The organism is Avibacterium sp. 20-126 (assembly GCF_044358625.1).
Taxonomy (GTDB): Bacteria; Pseudomonadota; Gammaproteobacteria; order Enterobacterales; family Pasteurellaceae; genus Avibacterium.
The window spans coordinates 1,474,576-1,495,285 of sequence record NZ_CP091457.1 but is presented as its reverse complement, the minus strand read 5'-3'; the positions used below and the strand labels follow the sequence as shown (position 1 = coordinate 1,495,285).

The following is a 20,710-nucleotide window of genomic DNA, read 5'->3' as shown; positions in this document are numbered from 1 at the left end:
ATGACAACTGAACAACAAAACTCAAACTTAAGAACAACAAACTTTGAATTAGTCTATGATGGCGGTAAAACCGAAAACCACGTTATTGATGCCGATGTGCTTGGTCGCAGTTTAATGGCGTTTTCGGCAATGGTAAAAGAAGCTAATGAGCTATTAAATGGTCCAAACAGTGAAATTAGCATTGAAGTAAAAGCCTACAAAGAAGGATCATTTGAAACGTGGTTCTCTATTGCCCAAATGGGTGGGCAACTTAATGTAGCTGAAGTATTAGGACTTGCTTCAGCTGGTGGAACTGTTGCTGGTGGTTTAATTGCGGTTGTCAATAAATTAAGAGGTCGCAAAGTGACTGATGTCGTTATTGATGAACGAACTCAAAGTCTAAAAATTGATGGTGAAACCATTGAAAGTACAAAAGAGATTAATACACTTTTACAAAGCAACCCTATCCGTAAGGATTTATCAAAAATTTTCCATCAACCAATTTCTCGTGATGTAAAAGCAAAACTTTACACAGATAATAAGCAAGAAGAGCTGCTTGAAGTTGGTTTTGAACAAGTGAATTATTTCCGTGATCAACAAGTAACAAAAACGATTACAACAACAGAACTTGATAAAGTATATCTGCGTATCATTACAATCAACTTTGCATCATCACAAAGTGGCTGGAAAGTGATTCTGCCAAAAGAAGAAACACCTGTTACTGTTAAGATTAACGATGAAAAATTCTGGAAACGAGTGAAAGAAAATACAGCAAGATTTTCATCAGATGATTTATTTTATGTTGAGTTGGAGATCAAAACCGTTGATAATGGTATAGAGCAAAAGAAAACTTATGCCATTAAGCAAGTGATTGAACATTCGCCTGCTGATGGTAAAGATAAAGTTGTATAAAGTTTATTTCAATATAAATTAGTTTAAAAGAAAATGATGAGTATCAGCACTATTATTGCGCTTGTTGCTCTTTTTGGTGTAATTGGATGGGCGGTAACTAACCGCCTATTAAACTATTTCATTCACGACAATATTTTGCGACTTACGACTATAAAAGCTGATGGTTCTAAAGTTGTAGAAGAATTTGATTTAGATGAATTAACAGTAGAACAAATTGCACACTTAAGAGAGCGTTTAAAGCAGGTAACGAAAAGAAAGGGTGCTACAACGAATGAATAAGAAAAGGCTCGCAGGATTAAACACGATGCTGATTGCAATTTATTCACAGTTGTTGCACTCGGCTTTTTTATACTTTCAGGTAAATTTTCAAGCCTTACCCGCAATTATTGGGCTTATTGCAGGTGGATTAAGTTACCTGACAACCATATTGGTTATTTGGATTGATCCACCTGATGTTGGTTTACTTTTAGTTAAGCGAAAAATTAACAAACAAATAGCAAGGTTAACTATGCAATGCCAATGCCTTGCAGATAGCGATCCTAAAAAGCAAGAAAAATTGGGAAAAATTCATGAATACCAGCAAACTCTTGATGAGCTTTACGATAAAGAAATCCAATCTTCCTTAAATTAGTTTAAAATTAAATTTTCCTTACTTCCCCTAAACTCCAGTTATCAGTCAAACCTAATAACTGGAGTTTTTTTATGGCTAATCCCACCATCACCAAAATCGTGATCCACTGCTCAGCCACCCAAAACGGCAAGCAGCTCCGCACCACCACTCAAACCGCCGCACAACGTATCGACGACTGGCACAAACAGCGTGGCTTTCAGCGTTTAGCAGGCAACTACAAGCAATTCAACCCGCACTTACAACATATTGGCTACCACTTTGTGATTGATACCGATGGCACCGTTGAAACAGGTCGCAAAGAGGGCGAAACAGGGGCACACGTTAAAGGGCATAACCTTAACAGTCTCGGCATTTGCTTAGTCGGCGGTATCCGCAAAGACGGCAAAAACCACGGTGAATACACCGAAAAACAATGGCAGGCACTACACAAACTATTACGCCAATTAGAAGCGAAATATCCCAGCGCTCGCATTTGTGGACATCGTGATTTAAGCCCCGACCTCAACGGCGATGGCACCATCAAACCGAATGAATGGATCAAGGCTTGCCCGTGCTTTGATGTGTGGACGTGGCTGGATTCAGAGCAGGTAATCAATTTTGACCATTTATTTAAAAACTAACCCAGCCCCAAAGGGGCTGAATTATGCCTAACCTAGGGCGAAAGCCCTAGGCATAACAAGGAGAACAACGTGGCAATCAAAGAACTCATCACCAACGACAACGGCAGGCTCAGCACCACCGCCTTTATCCAATTTTTCGGGGCGTTGCTAATGGCTGGCATCTTATGTTTTTGCGTATGGCTCGACCGCCCTTATGTGCCTGAGCTGTTTATGACCTTCGCCATTTTCGCGGCAGGCGGAGCCGCAACCAAAGGCTTTGCCAACGCAATCAACAGGGGGCAAGCGTGATTTTTTATCTCATTTTAGGCTTTTCAGGCTTGGTCTTGCTAGGTGGCTGTGTGGCTTACTACAAAATTCGCAAAGCGGGGCAAGAAATCGACCGCTTGTTTAAAGAAAACCACGAGCTACAAAACCAAAAAGCCGTTGCCGAAACCCAAGTGAAACATTTTGAAACAAGGAAAAAGAATGAAGAAAACAGCCGTAATACTGACCGCACTGCTTTGCTTGACCGCTTGCAGCAACAAGGCGATCTCCGTGATTAATCCAAGCTGTGCAGGTTTTGGCATTATCACCGCAAGCCGTCAAGACACCACCGAAACTTTACGGCAAATTGCAGTGCATAACGCCACCTATCGCGACATCTGCAAGGAGCAAACCGATGACCATTAACGTCGAATTTTGGCACTTGGTTGGGTTGTTGCTCTCGTTTTTAGGCTGCTGTTTTGGCTTTGCCAAAATCTTGGTGGCTCAATTTCAGAACAGTTTGAGTGAACGGCATCAAAACCAGCTCAAGGTCAACGACAAAGTTGAAGAACTGGAAAAGCAAATCAACCAAATGCAATCGTCCTTGCCGCTCGTGTATGTGTTGCGCGATGACTACATTCGCGGGCAAACAGTGCTAGAAGCCAAGATGGACGCATTGCATAAAACCCTTAGTGATTTATACAAAATGGAGAGTGCAAAATGATGGAAAAAGCACGCCGCGAAGGTATGCGTTGGCAGTTGCTCAACGTGTTACATAAAGCAATGCCTTACACCACCAGCGAGCAGTTTTTGCTTGATGTGATGCGTGGCATTTACCCGAATGTCACCGCCCTTGAAGTACGTCAGCAACTGGAATACCTCGCCGACCGCAGACTGGTGGAAGTCGACAAACAGCCGCACGGCGTATGGTTTGCCGACATCAACCGCTTAGGCGTGGACATTGTGGAATACACCATCGACTGCCAAGCAGGTATTGCCCGTCCTGAAAAGTATTGGGCGTAAGACAGCCTTGAGCAAACAAGAGAGGAAAAAAGACAATGGCACCTCGTTCAAGTATTGAAAAACTGCCCGAAGATGTCCGCCGCTGGCTGGAACGAGCCTTAACTGAGAACGGATTTTCGGGTTATGTGGAATTGGAAACGCTATTGCGTGAGAAAGGCTATTCCATCAGTAAATCGGCGATTCATCGTTATGGGCAGAAGATTGAACGCCGCTTTAAGGCAATCAAAGATAGTACCGAAGCGGCTCGCATTATTGCTGAAGGGGCGGAAGATAAAGAAGACAAACGCAGTGAAGCCTTAATGGGTATGCTGCAGTCGTCCTTATTTGATGCACTTGTGGACATCGAAGAAGCCAAAGATGATGAGATGACCCCGATGGAGAAATTCCAAGCCTTGAGTTTTGCGGGAAAAAATGTGGCATCTCTTATTCAGGCAAGCACCAAGCTCAAAGTCTATCAAGCTGATGTAAGAAAACGAGCCGAGCTTGCTGCTGAAGAAACAGAAAAAATTGTTATTCAGGCTGGTTTATCTGCTGAAACTGCCGACAAAATCAAACAGCAAATTTTAGGTATTGCATAGTGAAAGATCTCATTCCCTTTGACCCAAACGAGCTACTGTTGGGCTATCAAAAACGTTGGGTAGCAGATAAATCCCAGCTTAAAATTGCTGAAAAGTCTCGCCGAACAGGTTTGACGTGGGCAGAAGCTGCCGATGATGCTTTGATTGCAAGCCTTGCCAAGAAAGACGGTGGTTCTGATGTGTTCTACATTGGCTCTAACAAAGAGATGGCACGCGAATTTATTGATGCCGTAGCAATGTGGGCAAGGGCGTTTAACTATGCCGCTGGTGAAATTCAAGAAGAAGTACTGCAAGATGAAGACAAGGATATTCTGACCTATGTAATTTATTTTGCCTCAGGCTTCAAGGTGAAAGCCCTTTCTAGCAATCCGAAAAACTTGCGTGGTATGCAAGGCGTGGTGGTGATTGATGAAGCAGCCTTCCACGAATACCTTGCTGAAGTATTGAAAGCAGCTCTCGCTCTCACAATGTGGGGAGCAAAAGTGCGGTTGATTTCGACCCATAATGGGGCTGATAACCTATTCAACGAGTTGATCTTAGATAGCCGTGCAGGAAAAAAACGTTACTCGGTGCATACCATTACGCTTGATGATGCTTGTGCGGAAGGTTTATATCAACGCATTTGCCAAGTAAGCAAACAAGAATGGACACCTGAAAAAGAAGCCGAGTGGAAAGAAAATTTACTCAATGATACGGCAACGAAAGAAGATGCGGAAGAAGAATACTACTGCGTGCCGAAAAACGGCACAGGCTTATGGCTCTCGCGTGCCTTAATTGAACGCCAAATGAGTGAAAGCACGCCTGTTATCCGAATGACGGCAAAAGATGGTTTTAGTCTTGTGCCTGAGCCGACACGTTATCAAGAAATACAGGATTGGTGCGAAACCGCGCTTCAGCCAATTTTGCAAACATTAAATGAAACCCAGTTACATTTTTTAGGCGAAGACTTTGCTCGTAGTGGTGATATGACTTCCTTTGTGGTGTTAGCCCAACAGCAAAACTTAACCAAAAGCGTGCGGCTGATAGTGGAGCTAGGCAATATGCCTTACAAGCAACAAGAACAAATTGTGCTATTTATGCTCAAGCACTTACCACGTTTTGCGGGTGCAGCCTTTGACGCTCGTGGGAACGGTGGCTATTTAGCAGAATCCGCCCGTGATGCATTCGGTTCATTAGTCGATTGCGTGCAATTATCGGAAAAATGGTATCGAGAACACACCGCCCCATTTAAAGCCGCATTGGAAGATGGAGAACTGGATAGCATTCCCAAAGATGCCGATATTCTTGCCGACTTGCGTTCGTTTCAAGTCGTGAAAGGCGTACCACGCATTCCTGATAAACGTACTAAGAGTGCAGACGGTAAAAACAAACGCCACGGCGATACCGCTATTTCTTTATTGCTTGCTCATTATGCAAGTCGTCAATTAGTACAAATGCCCGTTGAGCCAGTGAGCCGTAGACCACGAAAAAGCACCAAACTTATTCAAGGATATGACTAATGAAAAATAAAAACCTCGTCACTGAAATCGCTACCCGCGCGAGAAGTATTGATTTTTGGGCATTTGGCTATTACTTGCCAAATCCCGATCCTATTTTGAAGAAAATGGGCAAAAGCATTGCCGTTTACCGCGAATTGCTTTCCGATGGGCAGGTGCGTGCAGGTGTGCGCCGTCGTAAAGCGGCAATCAAAAATTTAGAGTGGCGCATTACTACCACCAATAATGAAAAAGTGGACGAGCAAATTCTGCAAATTTTCGACCGCTTGCCACTGAATAACATTATCACTGAAATGCTGAATGCCACGTTATATGGCTATCAGGTTTCTGAAGTCATATGGGGCGAGCGTGATGGCTTGTTTGTGCCAGTCAACATTATTGGCAAAAAGCCTGAATGGTTTGTTTTCGATGAAGAGAATAAACTGCGTTTTCGCACTAAAGAAGACTGGGTCAATGGGGAATTGCTGACTGAGGAGAAATTCTTGCTCACCACGCAAGAAGCGACACAGGACAACCCTTACGGCTTAGGTGATCTCTCATTATGCTTTTGGGCTGCGACCTTCAAAAAAGGCGGTTTGAAGTTTTGGCTTGAGTTTACCGAAAAATACGGCAGTCCGTGGTTGATTGGCAAACACCCACGCCAAGCAAACCAAACAGAAAAAGACCGCCTTGCAGACAGCCTTGAGGCAATGATTGGCTCTGCCATTGCGGTTATTCCTGAAGACAGTTCCGTGGATATTAAAGAAGCGGCAGGAAAATCAGCCAGCACAGATGCTTTTGAAAAATTCCTCAATTTCTGTAAAGCCGAAATCAACATTGCGTTGCTCGGGCAAAACCAAACTACCGAGCAAGAAAGCAATCGTGCCTCGGCTACTGCTGGGCTTGAAGTGTTAGACAGTATCTGCAGTGACGACCAAGCCATTATTGAAGCGACCTTTAACCAGTTGCTGCAATGGATTGTGAAACATAATTTCATTGTGGAACAGTTGCCAACCTTTGAGTTTTATCAGCAAGAAGAGATCAACACCGCTCAAGTAGAACGTGATACCAAATTACATTCAATGGGTGTGCGTTTTAGCAAAGAATACTTCCAACGTGAATATGGCTTTGAAGAAGGCGACATTGAGGTTCAGGTTGATGAACAAAGTGCGGTGAAAAATCCACAAGTTTCAGCATTTGCCGAACACGATCACCAAGGGCTACACCCTATTGCCGATGGCATTATTGAGCAATTAGAAATGGAAGGTGAAAGCCTCGTCGATAATTGGTTGCAGAGTGTGAAAGACCAATTAAGCCAAGCCGAAAGCCTAGAAGATTTTAGAAATCAGTTAGACAGCTTAATCCCTGAACTCAGTTTTGCGGAATATGGACAGCTACTTGCTCTTGGTTCGACAGTGGCTGAATTGGCTGGTCGTCAATCGGTAAAAGATGACATCAAGGTAAAAGGTGATGAATAAGTTTACATTTGAAGAGCAAGCTAAATACTTTGAGAAGAAGCTCAACCTTAAAACCAATAGCTACTTGGACGTATTGGGCGAAGAACACGACTACTTTTTCGTGGTAGCAGGTGCCAATCGTAATGAAGTATTAACTGAATTCAGAAAAGCCATAGATGATGCCATTCTCAACGGTGAAACGCTGGCAAGTTTTCGCAAACGCTTTGATGAAATCGTGGCAAATACAGGCTGGAGTTACCACGGCGGTAGAAACTGGCGAACCCGTATTATTTACGATACCAACGTTTATACTGCCTACAATCGCGGACGGTTGCAACAACATTTAGAGCTTGCCGAAGAACTGCCTTATTGGGAATACCAACATAATGACAACGCCCACCCTCGCCCACAGCATGTTGCGTGGGACGGTTTAGTCTTACGTTATGACGACCCGTGGTGGCGTTATCATTACCCCATTCAAGCCTATGGTTGCCATTGCACGGTTATCGCTCACGATGAGGCAGACTTGACCTATTACGGCAAACAACTGGGCGAAGCCCCACCGATTGAGATGGAGCAAAAAACTGTGGGTGTTCGTTTGGGCAATCCTCGTGTGGTGACGGTTGCCAAAGGTGTCGATGTCGGCTTTGCACCGCATAATTTTGAGAATATCAAGGCTGGCAGAAATCAAAGCATTGATAGCTTACTTATGCAAAAACTGGTTACGGCTGAACCTAAGTTTGCTAGTTTGTTGCTTGAAGATATTTTTGCAAAGCACCCAAATGCCGTACAGATGTTAAATACGGCGATGAAAGGAATGGTGAGCCAAGTCGCAATAGAGAAAATGGCTCGGGGCAATATGAAATATGTGGGCGTGTTACCCAATGAAGTGATTGATAAATTAAACGAACTAGGTAAAGCTCCACAAAGTGCAGTGATTGCGGTGCGAGATGATGATGTATTACATGCCTTGCGTGATACCAAGCAAGCCAAAGGCATTAACCTGCCGATTGAGTTTTGGGAAGACTTGCCTGAAAAGTTGAAAAATCCTAAGGCGATTTTGTTACAAGCGAAAGAACAACAACGCAACAAAAATGCCAACGATGTGCTGTTATTTATTTATGATACCGAGAAAGGCAAGGTTGCCATCAAATTAGATTATGAAGTGAAAGTGAAAGATGAATTAAGCGGTAAGAAAATCACTTGGAAATTAAATGTAGTAAGAACTGCCAGTACAGTTGAAGATTTTACCCAACTTGGAACATATGACGTGTTGTGGGGTTCATTGCAGTAGTTTGCCTGATTCGAACAGGATAATCAGCCGTCTTCCGACCCTGGACCCTTTCCAGTTGGTAACCCCTACTGCAATGGTTTAACTATACGCCCAACTTATTTTTTAATCAATAGGAGAAAACAAAATGAAAACTGATAATGAATTAATGGTAAAAGCCCTTGAATTGCTCGAACAACTCAAAGGCTTTAACTTAAATGATATTCGCCGTGTCAGCGAAATGCTTAACCAGCAGGCGTTGAACTTGCAAGTCTTTGAGCCTGATCCTGCTGTTTTTGAAGCAACCGTTCAAGAATGGAAGTTCGCTTCTGCACGATAGCATTCATGGCATCGTTTACATAGCCATCAGAAGACCAACCACCATTTTGCTTCTTTTCTAGTTCAATGGTTTTTGCAAGTATCAATACTTCAGCAACTAAAATGTCTTCAAGTAATTGAATTTCTTTTTGCATAATAAATTCCTTAAATAAAGCGTGGCAACATTACCACGCTTTTATTCTACGAGATCAAGGTTATGATTAAAATTACCCTAGACGACACGCAAGCGGTGAAATCCTTGCAACAAATTGCAAGCCAACTACAACAGCCTCGCAAACTTTATGGTGTGCTGGGCGAAACGCTTAAAAAAATTCACACCGAACGCTTTAAGAAAGAAGTCGATTCCGAAGGGAATAATTGGAAACCGCTTTCTGCGAAAACCTTAGCGCGTAAGCGAAAGAAAGGTAAAAGCACAAAAATCCTACGCCAAGATGGCTATCTTGCAGATAAAACGGCGTATAACGTGACTAATAATAACGTGGAATTTGGCTCGGCAGAAATTTATGCCCGTTTGCACCAATTCGGTGGGAAGGCAGGACGAGGAGGAAAGGTAACCGTCCCCAAACGCCCTTGGCTCGGAGTCGGGCAAAAAGATGAGAACTACTTGCTGGAAAAAGCCCGAAATCATCTTGCTAAAGTGGTCGGTCAGATAGGTTAAACTTAAAAATGCAATTTAACGCGTAAAATCGCCTCTGTGCGTTTTTGTTTGTTCTTCGATAAATGATAGCTTCCCTTGTTTTTTGCGTGTTTATAAACACCCGTAAACACGCAAAAACGCCCCTTTTATCTTCTCATACCAATCACCTCCTCATTTTTCTTTCTCATTCTTTAAATTAGTTTAAAAGAGCTACACCCCATTATTTTTTATGATTGCCCCATAACGGAGGCAATATGACCCAAATTGAAATTTTTAAAGCTGGCAAACGTTACGATGCCAATGGCAAGCTAATTGAAATCACCACCGACCAACTGGCTCAAACAGTAGAAACCTATAACCCCGAATATCATGAAGCCCCTTTGGTTATCGGACACCCAAAATCCAACAACCCCGCTTGGGGCTGGGTAGCAAGTCTCGCATTACAAGGTGATGTGCTAGTTGCCAATGTCAACCAAATTGATCCTGATTTTGCCGAAATGGTAAGTGACGGCAAATTTAAAAAAGTTTCCGCTGCGTTCTACCTCCCTGATAGTCCGAATAACCCGCATAAAGGTGTGCTGTCGCTACGCCATGTCGGTTTTCTTGGTGCGATGCCCCCTGCGGTGAAAGGCTTAAAACAAGTGGAATTTAACGAGGCAGAAGACTTCGTTGAGTTTTCCGACTGGGGACAAGCTAGTTTGTTTGCCCGAATGCGTGGATGGATTATTGGGAAATTTGGCATCGAAGAAGCAGATAAGGCATTACCGTCTTATGAAGTGGATTGGCTAAAAGAAGATGCAATGCGTGAGCAAGTAAAACAGCAAGTACAAGATAACCCAACCGAACAACCTATTTTTAATGAACCCCAAAAGACCGAAGGAGAAACTGGAATGACCCCCGAAGAAATCGAAGCCCTAAAAGCTGAGAATGAAAAACTCAAAGCGGAAAAAGCAGCAATTGAAGCCCGAAAAGCCGAAGAAGCATTAAATGCTGATAAAGCCTCGAATGCTGAATTTTGTGAAGGCTTAGTCAAAGCAGGCAAGCTTGCCCCAGTGGCAAAAGAACAAATGGTGAAAGCCTTAGATGCGATTGCGGAAATGAAAGCAGGTCGTGAGCCTGAATTTAACGAAGGCGAAGATGTGTTATCACAATTTAAAGCTGCATTATCTGCGAACCCGAAAATCATTGAGTTTGCCGAGGTGGCAACCGCTGACCGTGCATACAACGAACAACCTGATGAAGTGGAATATGCCGAAAGCGATGACCCAAGCCGCATCGAATTAGACCGTCGTGTGCGCCAGCATATGAAACAACACAATGTAGATTACAACACCGCTTTAGCGGCAGTACTGTAACTGAATTTTCAACACTCTTAAAAAGGATAAAACAATGGCAGGACAAGTAGTTCAACAACGCCTTACCGATCCCGTTTTGACATCATTAGCCCTTGGCTATCGTAATGAAGAATTTGTCGGGACAAACATTCTCCCTATCGTCGAAATTCCAAAAGAAGGGGCGCGTCTCCCTAAATTTGGTAAAGAAGCCTTTGTGGTAGAAAGTGATGAACGTGAACTTCATGCGGCAAGCAACAAAATTACCCCCGCGAAGGTCACCACAGACAACATTGCTTTAACCGAAAAAGACTTGGCATACCCAATCGACTACCGTGAAAACAAAGAAGCTGACTTTGCTTATGAACAATATGCCGTCAGCATTGTATCTGAAAAAATGGCACTCAACCGTGAAAAACGTATTGCCACCCTTGTAACCAATGAAGCCTCTTATGCGGCAAGTAATAAAGTGACGTTATCAGGCTCAAGCCAGTTCAGTGCTAAAGGTTCTGATATTTTTGGTGTCTTTGATGACGGTTTTGAAGCGGTGCGTAAAGCGGGTGCAGGTGCAGTGAATACCATCATTATTCCTGCGAATGCGTGGGTAGCATTGCGTTCACACGCTCAAATTGTGGACGTATTAAAACGCCGTGGCTTACAACGTTTAACGCCAGCCTTACTCGCTGAACTGCTCGCCGATGATGGGCAAAAACTTAACATCTCCATTGGTCGTGCAAGTTATCGCGCCACCCTTGATGGCGTAGATACCCCAATTTGGGCAAACGACATTGTAATGGCACACGTTGCGCAACCTGATGCCAACGGCAAACATTTTATGTACAACCCATCATTTGGTTATACCTTCCGCCGTGAAGGTGCATTAGTGGTCGATAAATACGATGAAGTCGGCGGCAAAGTATATAACGTGCGTACCACAGACATTAACAAAGAATATATGTTGATGGCAGAAGCAGGCTATTTAATTAAATCCGCTGTATAACCACACCTCGAACTGTCAGCGATAAGTTGACAGTTCAAAATGAAACGACTTTACACATAAGGAAACAAAGATGGCAAAAATCACCGCAACCATTAAAGGCTGCCCGATTATTCATAACGGCACACGCTATGACATCGGCACCACAATTGAACTAGATGAAACTGAAGCTGCCAAGATTGCCCTTTATCTTGATGACGTGCAACCCGTCAAAAATGGTGAGGATAACAACGTCGCTAAAAAAGCGAAGTCTGAGGGCAATAAAAAAGCCGAAATTAGCGATAAAGTAGGTGAATAATGTATATCACAACGGGCGAGCTTTATACCGCATTTAGCCGCAAAACGTTGGTGCAGTTAAGCAATGATGAACCCACCGCAATGGAACCAAATTTAGCGGTGCTAGACACGGCAATCAAAGTGGCAAATGAACGTATTGATGCAGCACTGCGTTCTCGCTACACCTTGCCTTTAGTGGAAGTGCCTACACTCATTAGTCAGCACGCTTTAACCCTTGCCCGTTATTGGCTTTATGCGCGAAGACCTGAAACGAAAATGCCAGAGACCGTGAAGGAAACCTACACGCAGGCAGTGAAGGAGCTTGAGCAAATCGCCACAGGTAAATTGCACCTCGGTTTAGCTGAAAGTGCAATAGAACTCAGCGATGATTTATTACCTGATAACAGTGAATATGCCGTGCGAGCAGCACAACGCATTAACACTGAAGGATATTGAGAGGGACTATGTCTGCAACCCAGTTGATTTTAAGTGATATTGAACGTCACCTAAAAGATAACCTACCCGAATGGGACGTGGAATTGTTCCCTAATGACCCAAGCAGCTATTCGCTCTCTCATATTAACGGGGCGGTGCTGATTAGCTATCTTGCCAGCAAGTTTGATAGCCCTCGCCCAACCAGTGCGGTAACACAATCTCGCCATGTGCAAATTGCTTTAACAGTGATCACCCGTGATTTGCATAATGATGTCGGTGCATTAAATTTATTAGATGCACTACGTCTTTTAATTGTGGGCTTTCGCCCATCAAATTGCAGTGAATGCTGGTTGATTAATGAATTTTTTAACGGCGCTGATGAAGAAACAGGGATTTGGCAATATCAACTGATTTTGCAAACCGACACAATGCAAGTGCAGCAATGCCAAGAACAAGCGGTCAATTCTGCCCCGAAATTTGCACATTTAATTAGACGCTCAACCACACAGCCGTTAGATAAACGGTTGAAAACCAAACAAGGAGAATAATATGGCAGTTGCCTTTCACCACGGTTCTGAAACCGAACGCATTAACGGTGGCACGGTAGCTATCCGTCAAATTGATGGGGCGATTATTGGCTTAATTGGCTCAGCCCCGATTGGTGCAACCAATGAAATTACCCTTTGCCAAACGGCAAAACATTTTGCTCAATTCGGCAATGTGTTAGATAAAGGTTATACCATTTGTGATGCGTTAGACATTATCAAACGCTACGAAGCGGGAACCGTCTATGTGATCAACGTATTAGACCCGAAAAAACACCGCACCAGTGTTACCGATGAACCACTTGCGCAAAATGCAGATACCTTAATAGCGCAAACCGCAAAAGCGGGCTTGCTCGAATTAACCATTAAAGCAGGTGCGACCGCATTAACCGCGGGCAAAGATTACACGGCGAATCTATTAACAGGTGAAATCATCTTTATTCGCCCGCAAACGGAACTGACAGCAACTTATACCTATGCCGACCCAAGCAAAGTAACGGAAGGCGATATTCGTGGTGGGATTGATTCCGCGACAGGTAAACGCACGGGCTTTGAGTTACTGAAAATGGGCTTTATCGAATTTGGTGCCGATGCCAAAATTGTGATTTGCCCTGAGTTCGACCAACAAGCAGGCGTGATGACCTCACTTGTCACACTCGCAGAAAAACTCAATGCGATTGCTTACATCAACGCCCCGAAAGGTACAACCCTTTCGCAAGCCGTGGCTGGACGTGGTAGCAATGGCACGATTAACTTTTACACCAGTTCTGACCGTGTGCATCTGTTTTATCCGCATGTGATTGGCGAACGTGGCACGCTGGAAAGCCTTGCCACCCACGCCGCGGGCTTGCGTATGAAAACCGATGTAGATCACGGCTATTGGTTCTCCACCTCAAACCGTGAACTCAAAGGCGTGCAAGGTGTAGAAGTCAAACTCACCGCGCGTGTGAACGACGTGCAAAGTGAAACCAATCAGCTCAACTCTCGTGGTATTACCACCGTGTTTAACAGCTATGGCACAGGCTATCGCTTGTGGGGCAACCGTTTAGCAGCGTTCCCAACCAGTACGCATATTAGCCAATTTGAAGTGGTGCAACGCACGGCAGACTTGATTGATGAAGGCATTGCCCAAGCAGAATTGCAATATAACGACCGCCCGATTGATGATGCCTTGCTAGATAGCCTATTAGGCACAATTGAAACCTATATGGGAACGCTTAAATCAATCGTGGGTTACAGCGTAGAACTCGACCCTGATGCCGACCTTGTGGACGCTTTCAGTCAAGGTTTAGTGCCATTGCAATATGATTTCACGCCGAAAATTCCTGCGGAGCGAATCCGCAATAAGAGCGTGGTTACCCGCAAATATCTTGTTAACTTAACCAGCCGTGGAGGTCAATAATGAGCGGTGTCGCGATTAACAAAATTGATAACGCCAATGTCTATATCAACGGCAACAGTTTTTTAGGCAAGGCGAAATCCATCAAACTGCCTGAATTTGAAGTGGAAATGACCGAGCATAAAAATCTCGGTTTGGTCGGCACGATTAAATTACCAAGTGGCGTGAATGCCCTTGAAGGCGAAATTGTGTGGGACGGCTTTTACCATGAAGTGGCAGCCATTGCCAACAATCCTTACCGCACCGCACAACTGCAAGTGCGTGCCGATGTGAGCGTGTATAACGCCGCAGGACGTGCCACAGAAGTGCCGTTGGTGATGATGTTAAATTGCAACTTCAACAAAACCCCACTAGGCGAATACAAGCCGAAGGAAGCGACAGAATATAGTATGACCTACCAAGCCACAATGATTAAACAATCACTTGATGGCAAAGAGGTTTTGTATTTTGATGCCTTCACCAACAAATGGCGCGTAGCAGGTCAAGACGTGTTAGAAGTTTACCGTAAAAATATCGGGCAATAATCTTTAAAGCAGTTTAAACGACCTTTAAAGCCTATTTAAGTAAACTCCTTTGTGAAAGTTAAATAATCTCACAAAGGAGTTTTTTATGTCTGAAATTATCATTTCTCTTGATTACCCAATCACAGATGGTGAAGGTAAAACCATTACTGAATTACACCTTCGTCGTGCCAAAGCAAAAGATTTGCGTGCAGCACAAAGCCAAAAGAATGAAGCCGATCAAGAATTTTTCCTCGTTGCCCGCTTAACAGGTTTGGTGATGGAAGATGTAGGTGAATTAGATGTCGCCGATTATCAAAAAGTGCAATTAGCCCTGAAAGAAATGCAAAAGGGAAAGTCGAAATAACCGCCCTTGATGCGGCGTTAGCTGATTTAGCGTTTTGGTTTGGATTTTCGCATTCAGAACTGGAAGAAATGACGCTTGATGAAATTGAACGGTGGCTCAATCAAGCCCAACGGCAGATAAAAGGCAATTACACGAAAGCCGCTATTTAAGCGGCTTTATTGTTATTTATTGAAGGCTTTGTTTAAGCCATTTTTGAAAGAGCGTTTCGCTTTGCTTGCTAATTTAATCGTCGGCGATTTTTCAATCATTCGAGCCTCAAGGCGTTTTGCGATTTTTTCAAGCATTGGGGCTAAAGGTGCAATGAGCAATAAACCTAGCGCAATCAATGTGAAAACTGGGTAAAAGGTAAAGCCAACCGCAAGAATGATAAAGCCTAAAACACCTGCAAGCGCATAGCCAATCAGACCTATAAATTCATCAAATAATTTATACATTTTTACCCCCTTATTTTGAAAGGACTATAAACGATGTCATCAAATTTAGCAATATCTTTAGTCATTGGTGCCTCAGTAGGAGGCGCGATTACCGCTATTAAAGGATTACGCAATGAGATTGGTATTCTAAGAAATAGCGAATTGAGTACATCAGCCAAATTTGGGCAACTTGGTAAAGGCGTTGTAAAAAGTTTAGGTGGCGTAGTTTCAATGACATCTTTAGTCGGTTCTTCTGTAATGGGATTGGCTCAACCTGCGATTGCTTTTGAAAGTGCGATGGCAGATGTGAAAAAAGTGGTTGATTTCAAAAAGCCTGAAGGATTTAAAAAACTATCCAAAGATATTCTTGAACTGACACGCACCTTACCGATGACAGCCGAAGAACTCGCAGCCATTACCGCATCAGGTGGTCAGTTGGGTGTGGCTGAAGAAGATCTCAAAGATTTCACCACCACGATTGCGAAAATGTCGGTCGCTTTTGATATGTCGGCTGAACAAAGCGGTGATTCGATGGCGAAACTCGCCAATGTGTACAAAATCCCGATTAAAGACATTGGTAATTTAGGTGATGCTATCAATGAATTATCAAACAGTTCGCCGGCTAAGGCATCTGATATTGTGAACACTCTGGGACGAATTGCAGGTGTTTCTAAAGATTTTGGGTTAACTGAAAATGCTGCTGCAGCTTTAGCGAATACTTTCATTTCTCTTGGTAAATCTCCTGAAGTGGCAAGTACTGCGATCAATGGAATGCTTACTTCACTCAATACTGCAGACAAAGGCGGTAAAAAGTTCCAAGCAGCATTAAAAGAGGTGGGTATTTCAGCAAAACAACTGAAAAAGAATATCGCCAAAGATGGTGAAGGTGCGATAGTTGATTTCCTAAAACGAGTAGAAAAATTACCAAAAGCTAAACGGACAGGTGTGTTGGTAGATTTATTCGGTAAAGAATATGCCGATGATGTGTCGTCGATTGCAGGGAATGTGGAATTGCTGGAAAAAAGCATCAAGACCTTGCAAGAAACCGATGAAAATGGCAAGCCTAAATACCTTGGCTCAATGGAAAAAGAGTTCGCAGCGCGTGCGGCAACCACAGAAAACAGCCTCCAACTATTGAAAAATAGCTTCACTGAATTAGGCATTACCATTGGGGCTAAGTTTTTGCCATTGATTAACAATGTGATCAATGACATCAAACCGCTTGTTTATGGTGTGGTGGATTGGATTGGACAAAATCAAGAACTGGTCAATCAGATTTTGATGGTAGGTGCTGGGCTTGCAACTGCTTCTGTTGGTTTTTTTGCCTTAAAAACCGTGCTTTCTAGTGTAATGTTTGTTGGATTTGGAGTTTATAAAGGTTTTGCGACTTTCTTCAAGATTGCGTGGGCATTAACAAAAATCACAACATTCCTAAGTATAGGATTATTAGATCTAGGGATAAGTTTTGCCAAACTCTTTATCAAAATCAATATGGGCTTGATGAAAGGTTTTATGGTTGCCTTAAAAATGACATATTCAGCCGCCTTTGTCCTAGGAAAAATTCTTGGGGGAATGTTCCTAAAAGCCGTGATAGGGATTAGTAAAGCCTTTTTAGTTATGGGGCGAGCAATGTTAGCAAGTCCACTTGGCACGTTGATGGCTATTGGTATGATTGCCTTGTTCGTCTATCAATACTGGGAACCCATTAAAAAGTTCTTTCTTACTCTTTGGGAGCCTATTAAGCCTTATTTTGAGACTTTTATCCAATTCATTGGTGGAATGTGGAATGGTATTGTGGGCTTTTGGTCAGCCGTATGGGACGGGGTTGTCAGTTGGTTTACGGGCTTGTGGGATAGTCTAAAAAGTTTATTTAGTGGTAATTTCTCTGCTCTAGGTAGCATTATTCTCAATTTCAATCCGCTTTCATTATTTGTTCATATTTTTTCATCGGTTCTCAACTGGTTCGGTATTGACCTGCCGAGTAAATTTAGTGAGTTTGGGCGCAATATGATCGACGGCTTAGTAAACGGTATCAAAAACGCGTGGGAGGGTGCAAAACAAATCGTCTCTGATTTAGGCGATGGCATTAAAGGCTGGTTTGCGGAAAAACTTGGCATTCACTCGCCAAGCCGAGTGTTTAAAGGCTATGGTGTGAACGTGGTGGAAGGTTTGGCGATTGGTATGAATAATTCTCTACCACTTGCAGAAAAAGCCAGTGATGCCTTGTCGGATTCTGTCGGGTTTGACGGTTCGGCACAAGGCAATTGGCTTGCTGATTATCAGCCCCTAAACAGAAACACCGTTACACATAATGAAACTACGCAAAATGCAGGTGGCATTGTGGTGCATTTTAGCCCGAATATCACTGTGAACGGCAATGCACCACAAAGCGTCACCGACCAACTACAAAACGCCTTGCAAATGGGGGCATATGAGTTTGAGCAATTACTCAACCGAGTATTAGACCAACGACAACGGAGGGCTTACTAATGGCAAATTATGCACTGTTAGGCAATATCGCCTTTGATTTACTGTCTGCCCCAACGGGCTTTGATGAACGCCGTTCGGCAGTGTTTGCCGAGCATAATGTACTATCAGGCAAGCCAAAGCTGCAGGCGATGGGTATGGCATTAGCTGAAATCACGTTACAGCTGCAACTGCATCATCAACTAGCCCCTGTGGAAAGTCGCTATCAAGCCTTACTCACGGCACAAGAAAGCCAAGAAGCCTTGGCGTTAGTGTTGGGTTTTTCTAAGTTTACGGGGCATTTTGTGGTGACAGAAGTCTCTAGTACGGTGCTGTTTACCGATGAAAAAGGCAATGCCCTTGCCCGTGATGTAAGTTTGACCTTGCGTGAATTTGTTGGCAATCCACAAGCGGGCATTTTAGGTGCAGCGTTATCCCTTGCAGGTAATTCGCCCTTGGCTTCTATTATTCCGAAAGGATTAAGCAATTTTGTCAGCCAAGCCAATCAGTTGATGAGCAAAGGCATTGCGGTAGCGCGCCAAGTGAAACAGGTCGTATCTGATGTGAAAAGTGCGGTCGAAATTGTAAAAAATCTGAAAAATAACCCGCTTGCGGCATTGTCTGAAATCAGTGGCATTGTGAATACCTTAGGCGGTTCTTTTGGTGGTTTGGCTGAAATGGTCGGTTTAGGCAATGCCTTTGCCAGCTTAACTGAAGGCGTGCGAGGTGCGGCGGGCTTTATGCAAGATTTAACCACCCTTTCAGGACATTTAAATACCGCTTATAGCCTATTTAAATCAGGCATCGAGGGCGATGAGTTGGGCGAATGGTTTGACTTAGGCGTAAAAGCGATTGAATCGGCTGATGTGGTGTCGGAATCCCTTGCAAAAAACTCAGCAAAAATGACCGCTTGGATCGCCATTCGTGCCGACAGTGGGGAGGATAACGATGAGTAATGCCATTATTTTACACACGGTTAAACAGGGCGAGCGTTGGGATAACCTTGCCTATCATTATTATGGCTCGGTCAACGAAATCAACCGCCTGATTGATGCCAATCCGCATATTCCCTTTTGTGAAATGTTACCCATGGGCGAAACCTTAAAAGTGCCTGTGTTAGAGGTGAAAACCACCGACAACAGTGATTTGCCGCCGTGGTTGCAAGGAGATAACTAATGCAAGTCCAAACCCCCGATTTTGAATTGCTATATGAAGCAAAACAAATCACCCAATATGTGAAGCCGAATTTGTTGCGGCTCACTTATACCGACTATCTCTCCGACCAATCGGACGAATTACAGGTGGAATTTGAAGATATTGAACGCAAATGGGTGGGCAGTTGGTTCCCGACCCAAGGTGATAAATTAAGCCTGCAACTGGGTTACAAAGGCGAGCCGTTGGTCAATTTAGGCGGTTTTGAGTTAGACGAAATCGAATGGCAATGGTCGCCCGACCGAGGCTCAGCCGTCTCACTCAAAGCCCTTAGCACGGGCGTAACCAAGGCGAACCGCACGCTTAAACCGAAATCTTACGAAAATACCACGCTGGCGAATATCGTGAAAACTGTGGCAAAGCGGTTGAAACTCAAGGTAACAGGCACGGTGGCAGATATTCCGATTCAGCGCGCCACCCAATATCAAGAACGGGACGTGGAATTTTTAACACGGCTGGCGCACGAATATCATCACAGCTTTAAAATCGTCAATCAAACCTTAGTATTCACCACTATGGCAAGCCTTGAAGAACGCACGCCTGTTGCGGTGATTGATTACAGTGAAGTGAAAAGTTTGCGTCTGCGCGACCGTATTAAAGACACCGTGGCAAAAGTGGAAGTGACAGGCTTTAATCAGCACGAGAAAAAGGCGTTGAAATCTACTAAAAAGCACAAAGCCAAACGCCCAAGTAAAAAGCAAGCGGCGGCAAACAGTGCTGACACCTTAAAAATCGTGACCCGTGGTGAAAGCCAAGCGCAAATCAATGCGCGTGCAGATGCCGCACTGGCTGAAAATGACGACCAGCAAGCGGGCAACATTACCGTGATTGGCAACCCCAAACTGGTGGCAGGTAATACCATTTGGTTGACCAACGTGGGTATGTTTAGCGGTAAATACTTAATTAAACAGGCACGCCATAGCCTAGACAAGAACCAAGGCTACTTAACCGACCTTGAAATTAAAATGATTGAATTTAGTGAGGAACTGCCAAAAGATGAAAAAGCCACTGCAAACCCATAACTTTGTGGCGACCTATCAAGAAGGCATTGTCAGCCAAGTCGATCCGAAAACCCACCGTATTAAAGCGATCATTCCCGCCCTTGAAGATTTTGAAACGGCGTGGCTGGCTTTTGTTACCCCGAATGCAGGCGGCAACCAGTTTTACTGCCTGCCTGATGTGGGCGAATTGGTTGCAGTGCTGCTCGATGCACGCGGTGAAAGCGGTTGTGTTTTAGGCGCAATTTACAATGCCCAAGACCCTGTGCCTGTTGCAGATAGTGAAATATGGTTACATAAATTCAGTAATGGCACTGAAATTTCCCACCATCGCAAAACAGGTGATGTGGTGGTCAAAACTTCAGGCACGGTCACCGTTACTGCAGGCAATGCGGTGGTAAATGCCACAACAGAAATCAATGGCGACACCACTATCAACGGTAACTTGCACGCCAGCGGCGAAATTACTTCTGATAAAGAAGTCTCCGCACCAAGTGTTAAACAAGGGGCAATTTCTCTCGGCTCACACGTTCACAGCGGTGTGCAAGGTGGGCGAGATGTATCAGGCAGTCCACAGTAATTCTTTAAATCAGTTTAAAATCCTTTC

General features: G+C 43.9%; 30 protein-coding genes. 29 read left to right on the top strand and 1 reads right to left on the bottom strand.

What is annotated here, in order from left to right; all coding sequences use genetic code 11:
- The 24 genes from L4F91_RS06890 (at position 1) to L4F91_RS06775 (ending at position 15,163) form a co-directional block, all read left to right on the top strand.
- Positions 1-891 carry a hypothetical protein gene (locus tag L4F91_RS06890; RefSeq protein ID WP_395895610.1) on the top strand — a complete coding sequence of 297 codons (891 nt, stop codon included), beginning with the start codon at positions 1-3 and terminating at the stop codon, positions 889-891.
- Between the two features lie 33 nt (positions 892-924).
- Positions 925-1,170 carry a hypothetical protein gene (locus L4F91_RS06885; RefSeq protein ID WP_395895608.1) on the top strand — a complete coding sequence of 82 codons (246 nt, stop codon included), beginning with the start codon at positions 925-927 and terminating at the stop codon, positions 1,168-1,170.
- Between the two features lie 25 nt (positions 1,171-1,195).
- On the top strand, positions 1,196-1,522 hold the full coding sequence (locus L4F91_RS06880; RefSeq protein WP_395895606.1) for a hypothetical protein: 327 nt from the start codon (positions 1,196-1,198) through the stop codon (positions 1,520-1,522).
- Positions 1,523-1,593: 71 nt separating this feature from the next.
- Complete coding sequence (locus L4F91_RS06875; protein ID WP_395895604.1) at positions 1,594-2,142, top strand: N-acetylmuramoyl-L-alanine amidase; 549 nt, start codon at positions 1,594-1,596, stop codon at positions 2,140-2,142.
- 69 nt (positions 2,143-2,211) lie between these two features.
- Entirely contained in the window at positions 2,212-2,430 is a 219-nt protein-coding gene (locus L4F91_RS06870) for a DUF2644 domain-containing protein (protein WP_285096587.1), read from the top strand.
- Positions 2,427-2,684, top strand: a complete 258-nt coding sequence (locus tag L4F91_RS06865; RefSeq protein WP_395895600.1) for a DUF2681 domain-containing protein — start codon at positions 2,427-2,429, stop codon at positions 2,682-2,684. Before L4F91_RS06870 ends, L4F91_RS06865 begins: the two co-directional genes overlap by 4 nt.
- Complete coding sequence (locus L4F91_RS06860) at positions 2,677-2,811, top strand: hypothetical protein (protein ID WP_395895598.1); 135 nt, start codon at positions 2,677-2,679, stop codon at positions 2,809-2,811. Before L4F91_RS06865 ends, L4F91_RS06860 begins: the two co-directional genes overlap by 8 nt.
- Positions 2,801-3,109 (top strand): hypothetical protein, encoded by a 309-nt coding sequence (locus L4F91_RS06855; protein WP_395895596.1) that lies wholly within the window; start codon positions 2,801-2,803, stop codon positions 3,107-3,109. Before L4F91_RS06860 ends, L4F91_RS06855 begins: the two co-directional genes overlap by 11 nt.
- Positions 3,106-3,408, top strand: coding sequence for a hypothetical protein (locus L4F91_RS06850; protein ID WP_395895594.1), 303 nt, complete (start codon positions 3,106-3,108; stop codon positions 3,406-3,408). The genes L4F91_RS06855 and L4F91_RS06850 overlap by 4 nt, the downstream gene beginning before the upstream one ends.
- A 35-nt stretch (positions 3,409-3,443) precedes the next feature.
- Positions 3,444-3,986, top strand: coding sequence for a DUF3486 family protein (locus tag L4F91_RS06845; protein ID WP_395895592.1), 543 nt, complete (start codon positions 3,444-3,446; stop codon positions 3,984-3,986).
- A complete protein-coding gene (locus tag L4F91_RS06840; RefSeq protein ID WP_395895590.1) occupies positions 3,986-5,485 on the top strand; it encodes a terminase large subunit domain-containing protein in 1,500 nt (499 codons plus the stop codon). Before L4F91_RS06845 ends, L4F91_RS06840 begins: the two co-directional genes overlap by 1 nt.
- Positions 5,485-6,939 (top strand): DUF935 domain-containing protein, encoded by a 1,455-nt coding sequence (locus tag L4F91_RS06835; protein WP_395895588.1) that lies wholly within the window; start codon positions 5,485-5,487, stop codon positions 6,937-6,939. Before L4F91_RS06840 ends, L4F91_RS06835 begins: the two co-directional genes overlap by 1 nt.
- Positions 6,932-8,212 (top strand): phage minor head protein, encoded by a 1,281-nt coding sequence (locus tag L4F91_RS06830; RefSeq protein ID WP_395895586.1) that lies wholly within the window; start codon positions 6,932-6,934, stop codon positions 8,210-8,212. Before L4F91_RS06835 ends, L4F91_RS06830 begins: the two co-directional genes overlap by 8 nt.
- A gap of 124 nt (positions 8,213-8,336) precedes the next feature.
- Positions 8,337-8,528, top strand: a complete 192-nt coding sequence (locus L4F91_RS06825; RefSeq protein WP_395895584.1) for a hypothetical protein — start codon at positions 8,337-8,339, stop codon at positions 8,526-8,528.
- 195 nt (positions 8,529-8,723) lie between these two features.
- Positions 8,724-9,185, top strand: a complete 462-nt coding sequence (locus L4F91_RS06820) for a phage virion morphogenesis protein (RefSeq protein WP_395895582.1) — start codon at positions 8,724-8,726, stop codon at positions 9,183-9,185.
- 233 nt (positions 9,186-9,418) lie between these two features.
- Positions 9,419-10,519 (top strand): peptidase, encoded by a 1,101-nt coding sequence (locus L4F91_RS06815; protein ID WP_395895580.1) that lies wholly within the window; start codon positions 9,419-9,421, stop codon positions 10,517-10,519.
- Between the two features lie 34 nt (positions 10,520-10,553).
- Positions 10,554-11,495 (top strand): hypothetical protein, encoded by a 942-nt coding sequence (locus L4F91_RS06810; protein WP_395895578.1) that lies wholly within the window; start codon positions 10,554-10,556, stop codon positions 11,493-11,495.
- Positions 11,496-11,565: 70 nt separating this feature from the next.
- Positions 11,566-11,790 (top strand): hypothetical protein, encoded by a 225-nt coding sequence (locus L4F91_RS06805; protein ID WP_395895576.1) that lies wholly within the window; start codon positions 11,566-11,568, stop codon positions 11,788-11,790.
- The gene (locus tag L4F91_RS06800; RefSeq protein ID WP_395895574.1) at positions 11,790-12,224 is read left to right on the top strand and encodes a gp436 family protein; all 435 of its coding nucleotides are present in this window, start codon (positions 11,790-11,792) and stop codon (positions 12,222-12,224) included. Before L4F91_RS06805 ends, L4F91_RS06800 begins: the two co-directional genes overlap by 1 nt.
- A gap of 8 nt (positions 12,225-12,232) precedes the next feature.
- The gene (locus tag L4F91_RS06795; RefSeq protein WP_395895572.1) at positions 12,233-12,751 is read left to right on the top strand and encodes a Gp37 family protein; all 519 of its coding nucleotides are present in this window, start codon (positions 12,233-12,235) and stop codon (positions 12,749-12,751) included.
- Between the two features lies 1 nt (position 12,752).
- Positions 12,753-14,150, top strand: coding sequence for a phage tail sheath family protein (locus L4F91_RS06790; protein ID WP_395895570.1), 1,398 nt, complete (start codon positions 12,753-12,755; stop codon positions 14,148-14,150).
- Positions 14,150-14,671 carry a phage major tail tube protein gene (locus L4F91_RS06785; RefSeq protein WP_395895568.1) on the top strand — a complete coding sequence of 174 codons (522 nt, stop codon included), beginning with the start codon at positions 14,150-14,152 and terminating at the stop codon, positions 14,669-14,671. The genes L4F91_RS06790 and L4F91_RS06785 overlap by 1 nt, the downstream gene beginning before the upstream one ends.
- A gap of 85 nt (positions 14,672-14,756) precedes the next feature.
- Positions 14,757-15,014, top strand: a complete 258-nt coding sequence (locus L4F91_RS06780) for a phage tail assembly protein (protein WP_395895566.1) — start codon at positions 14,757-14,759, stop codon at positions 15,012-15,014.
- A complete protein-coding gene (locus L4F91_RS06775; protein WP_395897852.1) occupies positions 14,945-15,163 on the top strand; it encodes a GpE family phage tail protein in 219 nt (72 codons plus the stop codon). Before L4F91_RS06780 ends, L4F91_RS06775 begins: the two co-directional genes overlap by 70 nt.
- Before the next feature lie 12 nt (positions 15,164-15,175).
- Here L4F91_RS06775 and L4F91_RS06770 read toward each other — a convergent pair whose 3' ends face one another.
- The gene (locus L4F91_RS06770) at positions 15,176-15,448 is read right to left on the bottom strand and encodes a hypothetical protein (protein WP_395895564.1); all 273 of its coding nucleotides are present in this window, start codon (positions 15,446-15,448) and stop codon (positions 15,176-15,178) included.
- A 33-nt stretch (positions 15,449-15,481) separates the two neighbouring features.
- Here L4F91_RS06770 and L4F91_RS06765 point away from each other — a divergent pair, with 33 nt between their 5' ends.
- From L4F91_RS06765 to L4F91_RS06745, 5 genes are read left to right on the top strand one after another with little or no spacing between them, the layout of a single operon-like run.
- Positions 15,482-17,917: a phage tail tape measure protein gene (locus L4F91_RS06765; protein ID WP_395895562.1), complete on the top strand. Its 2,436-nt coding sequence runs from the start codon at positions 15,482-15,484 to the stop codon at positions 17,915-17,917.
- Positions 17,917-18,849, top strand: a complete 933-nt coding sequence (locus tag L4F91_RS06760) for a phage tail protein (RefSeq protein ID WP_395895560.1) — start codon at positions 17,917-17,919, stop codon at positions 18,847-18,849. Before L4F91_RS06765 ends, L4F91_RS06760 begins: the two co-directional genes overlap by 1 nt.
- On the top strand, positions 18,842-19,069 hold the full coding sequence (locus tag L4F91_RS06755) for a tail protein X (RefSeq protein ID WP_395895558.1): 228 nt from the start codon (positions 18,842-18,844) through the stop codon (positions 19,067-19,069). Before L4F91_RS06760 ends, L4F91_RS06755 begins: the two co-directional genes overlap by 8 nt.
- Positions 19,069-20,127, top strand: coding sequence for a phage late control D family protein (locus L4F91_RS06750; protein WP_395895557.1), 1,059 nt, complete (start codon positions 19,069-19,071; stop codon positions 20,125-20,127). Before L4F91_RS06755 ends, L4F91_RS06750 begins: the two co-directional genes overlap by 1 nt.
- Positions 20,102-20,683, top strand: a complete 582-nt coding sequence (locus L4F91_RS06745; RefSeq protein ID WP_395895555.1) for a phage baseplate assembly protein V — start codon at positions 20,102-20,104, stop codon at positions 20,681-20,683. The genes L4F91_RS06750 and L4F91_RS06745 overlap by 26 nt, the downstream gene beginning before the upstream one ends.
- The last annotated feature ends 27 nt before the right edge of the window (positions 20,684-20,710 follow it).

Excerpts from the sequence above, each read along its gene's own strand:
- L4F91_RS06885 (WP_395895608.1), top strand. The coding sequence starts at position 925 with ATGATGAGTATCAGCACTATTATTGCGCTTGTTGCTCTTTTTGGTGTA.
- L4F91_RS06795 (WP_395895572.1), top strand. The coding sequence starts at position 12,233 with ATGTCTGCAACCCAGTTGATTTTAAGTGATATTGAACGTCACCTAAAA.
- L4F91_RS06880 (WP_395895606.1), top strand. The coding sequence starts at position 1,196 with ATGCTGATTGCAATTTATTCACAGTTGTTGCACTCGGCTTTTTTATAC.
- L4F91_RS06770 (WP_395895564.1), bottom strand. The coding sequence starts at position 15,448 with ATGTATAAATTATTTGATGAATTTATAGGTCTGATTGGCTATGCGCTT.
- L4F91_RS06810 (WP_395895578.1), top strand. The coding sequence starts at position 10,554 with ATGGCAGGACAAGTAGTTCAACAACGCCTTACCGATCCCGTTTTGACA.
- L4F91_RS06790 (WP_395895570.1), top strand. The coding sequence starts at position 12,753 with ATGGCAGTTGCCTTTCACCACGGTTCTGAAACCGAACGCATTAACGGT.
- L4F91_RS06845 (WP_395895592.1), top strand. The coding sequence starts at position 3,444 with ATGGCACCTCGTTCAAGTATTGAAAAACTGCCCGAAGATGTCCGCCGC.
- L4F91_RS06765 (WP_395895562.1), top strand. The coding sequence starts at position 15,482 with ATGTCATCAAATTTAGCAATATCTTTAGTCATTGGTGCCTCAGTAGGA.
- L4F91_RS06850 (WP_395895594.1), top strand. The coding sequence starts at position 3,106 with ATGATGGAAAAAGCACGCCGCGAAGGTATGCGTTGGCAGTTGCTCAAC.
- L4F91_RS06800 (WP_395895574.1), top strand. The coding sequence starts at position 11,790 with ATGTATATCACAACGGGCGAGCTTTATACCGCATTTAGCCGCAAAACG.
- L4F91_RS06825 (WP_395895584.1), top strand. The coding sequence starts at position 8,337 with ATGAAAACTGATAATGAATTAATGGTAAAAGCCCTTGAATTGCTCGAA.
- L4F91_RS06755 (WP_395895558.1), top strand. The coding sequence starts at position 18,842 with ATGAGTAATGCCATTATTTTACACACGGTTAAACAGGGCGAGCGTTGG.
- L4F91_RS06875 (WP_395895604.1), top strand. The coding sequence starts at position 1,594 with ATGGCTAATCCCACCATCACCAAAATCGTGATCCACTGCTCAGCCACC.
- L4F91_RS06855 (WP_395895596.1), top strand. The coding sequence starts at position 2,801 with ATGACCATTAACGTCGAATTTTGGCACTTGGTTGGGTTGTTGCTCTCG.
- L4F91_RS06780 (WP_395895566.1), top strand. The coding sequence starts at position 14,757 with ATGTCTGAAATTATCATTTCTCTTGATTACCCAATCACAGATGGTGAA.
- L4F91_RS06745 (WP_395895555.1), top strand. The coding sequence starts at position 20,102 with ATGAAAAAGCCACTGCAAACCCATAACTTTGTGGCGACCTATCAAGAA.
- L4F91_RS06820 (WP_395895582.1), top strand. The coding sequence starts at position 8,724 with ATGATTAAAATTACCCTAGACGACACGCAAGCGGTGAAATCCTTGCAA.
- L4F91_RS06815 (WP_395895580.1), top strand. The coding sequence starts at position 9,419 with ATGACCCAAATTGAAATTTTTAAAGCTGGCAAACGTTACGATGCCAAT.
- L4F91_RS06750 (WP_395895557.1), top strand. The coding sequence starts at position 19,069 with ATGCAAGTCCAAACCCCCGATTTTGAATTGCTATATGAAGCAAAACAA.
- L4F91_RS06835 (WP_395895588.1), top strand. The coding sequence starts at position 5,485 with ATGAAAAATAAAAACCTCGTCACTGAAATCGCTACCCGCGCGAGAAGT.
- L4F91_RS06805 (WP_395895576.1), top strand. The coding sequence starts at position 11,566 with ATGGCAAAAATCACCGCAACCATTAAAGGCTGCCCGATTATTCATAAC.
- L4F91_RS06785 (WP_395895568.1), top strand. The coding sequence starts at position 14,150 with ATGAGCGGTGTCGCGATTAACAAAATTGATAACGCCAATGTCTATATC.
- L4F91_RS06760 (WP_395895560.1), top strand. The coding sequence starts at position 17,917 with ATGGCAAATTATGCACTGTTAGGCAATATCGCCTTTGATTTACTGTCT.
- L4F91_RS06890 (WP_395895610.1), top strand. The coding sequence starts at position 1 with ATGACAACTGAACAACAAAACTCAAACTTAAGAACAACAAACTTTGAA.
- L4F91_RS06830 (WP_395895586.1), top strand. The coding sequence starts at position 6,932 with ATGAATAAGTTTACATTTGAAGAGCAAGCTAAATACTTTGAGAAGAAG.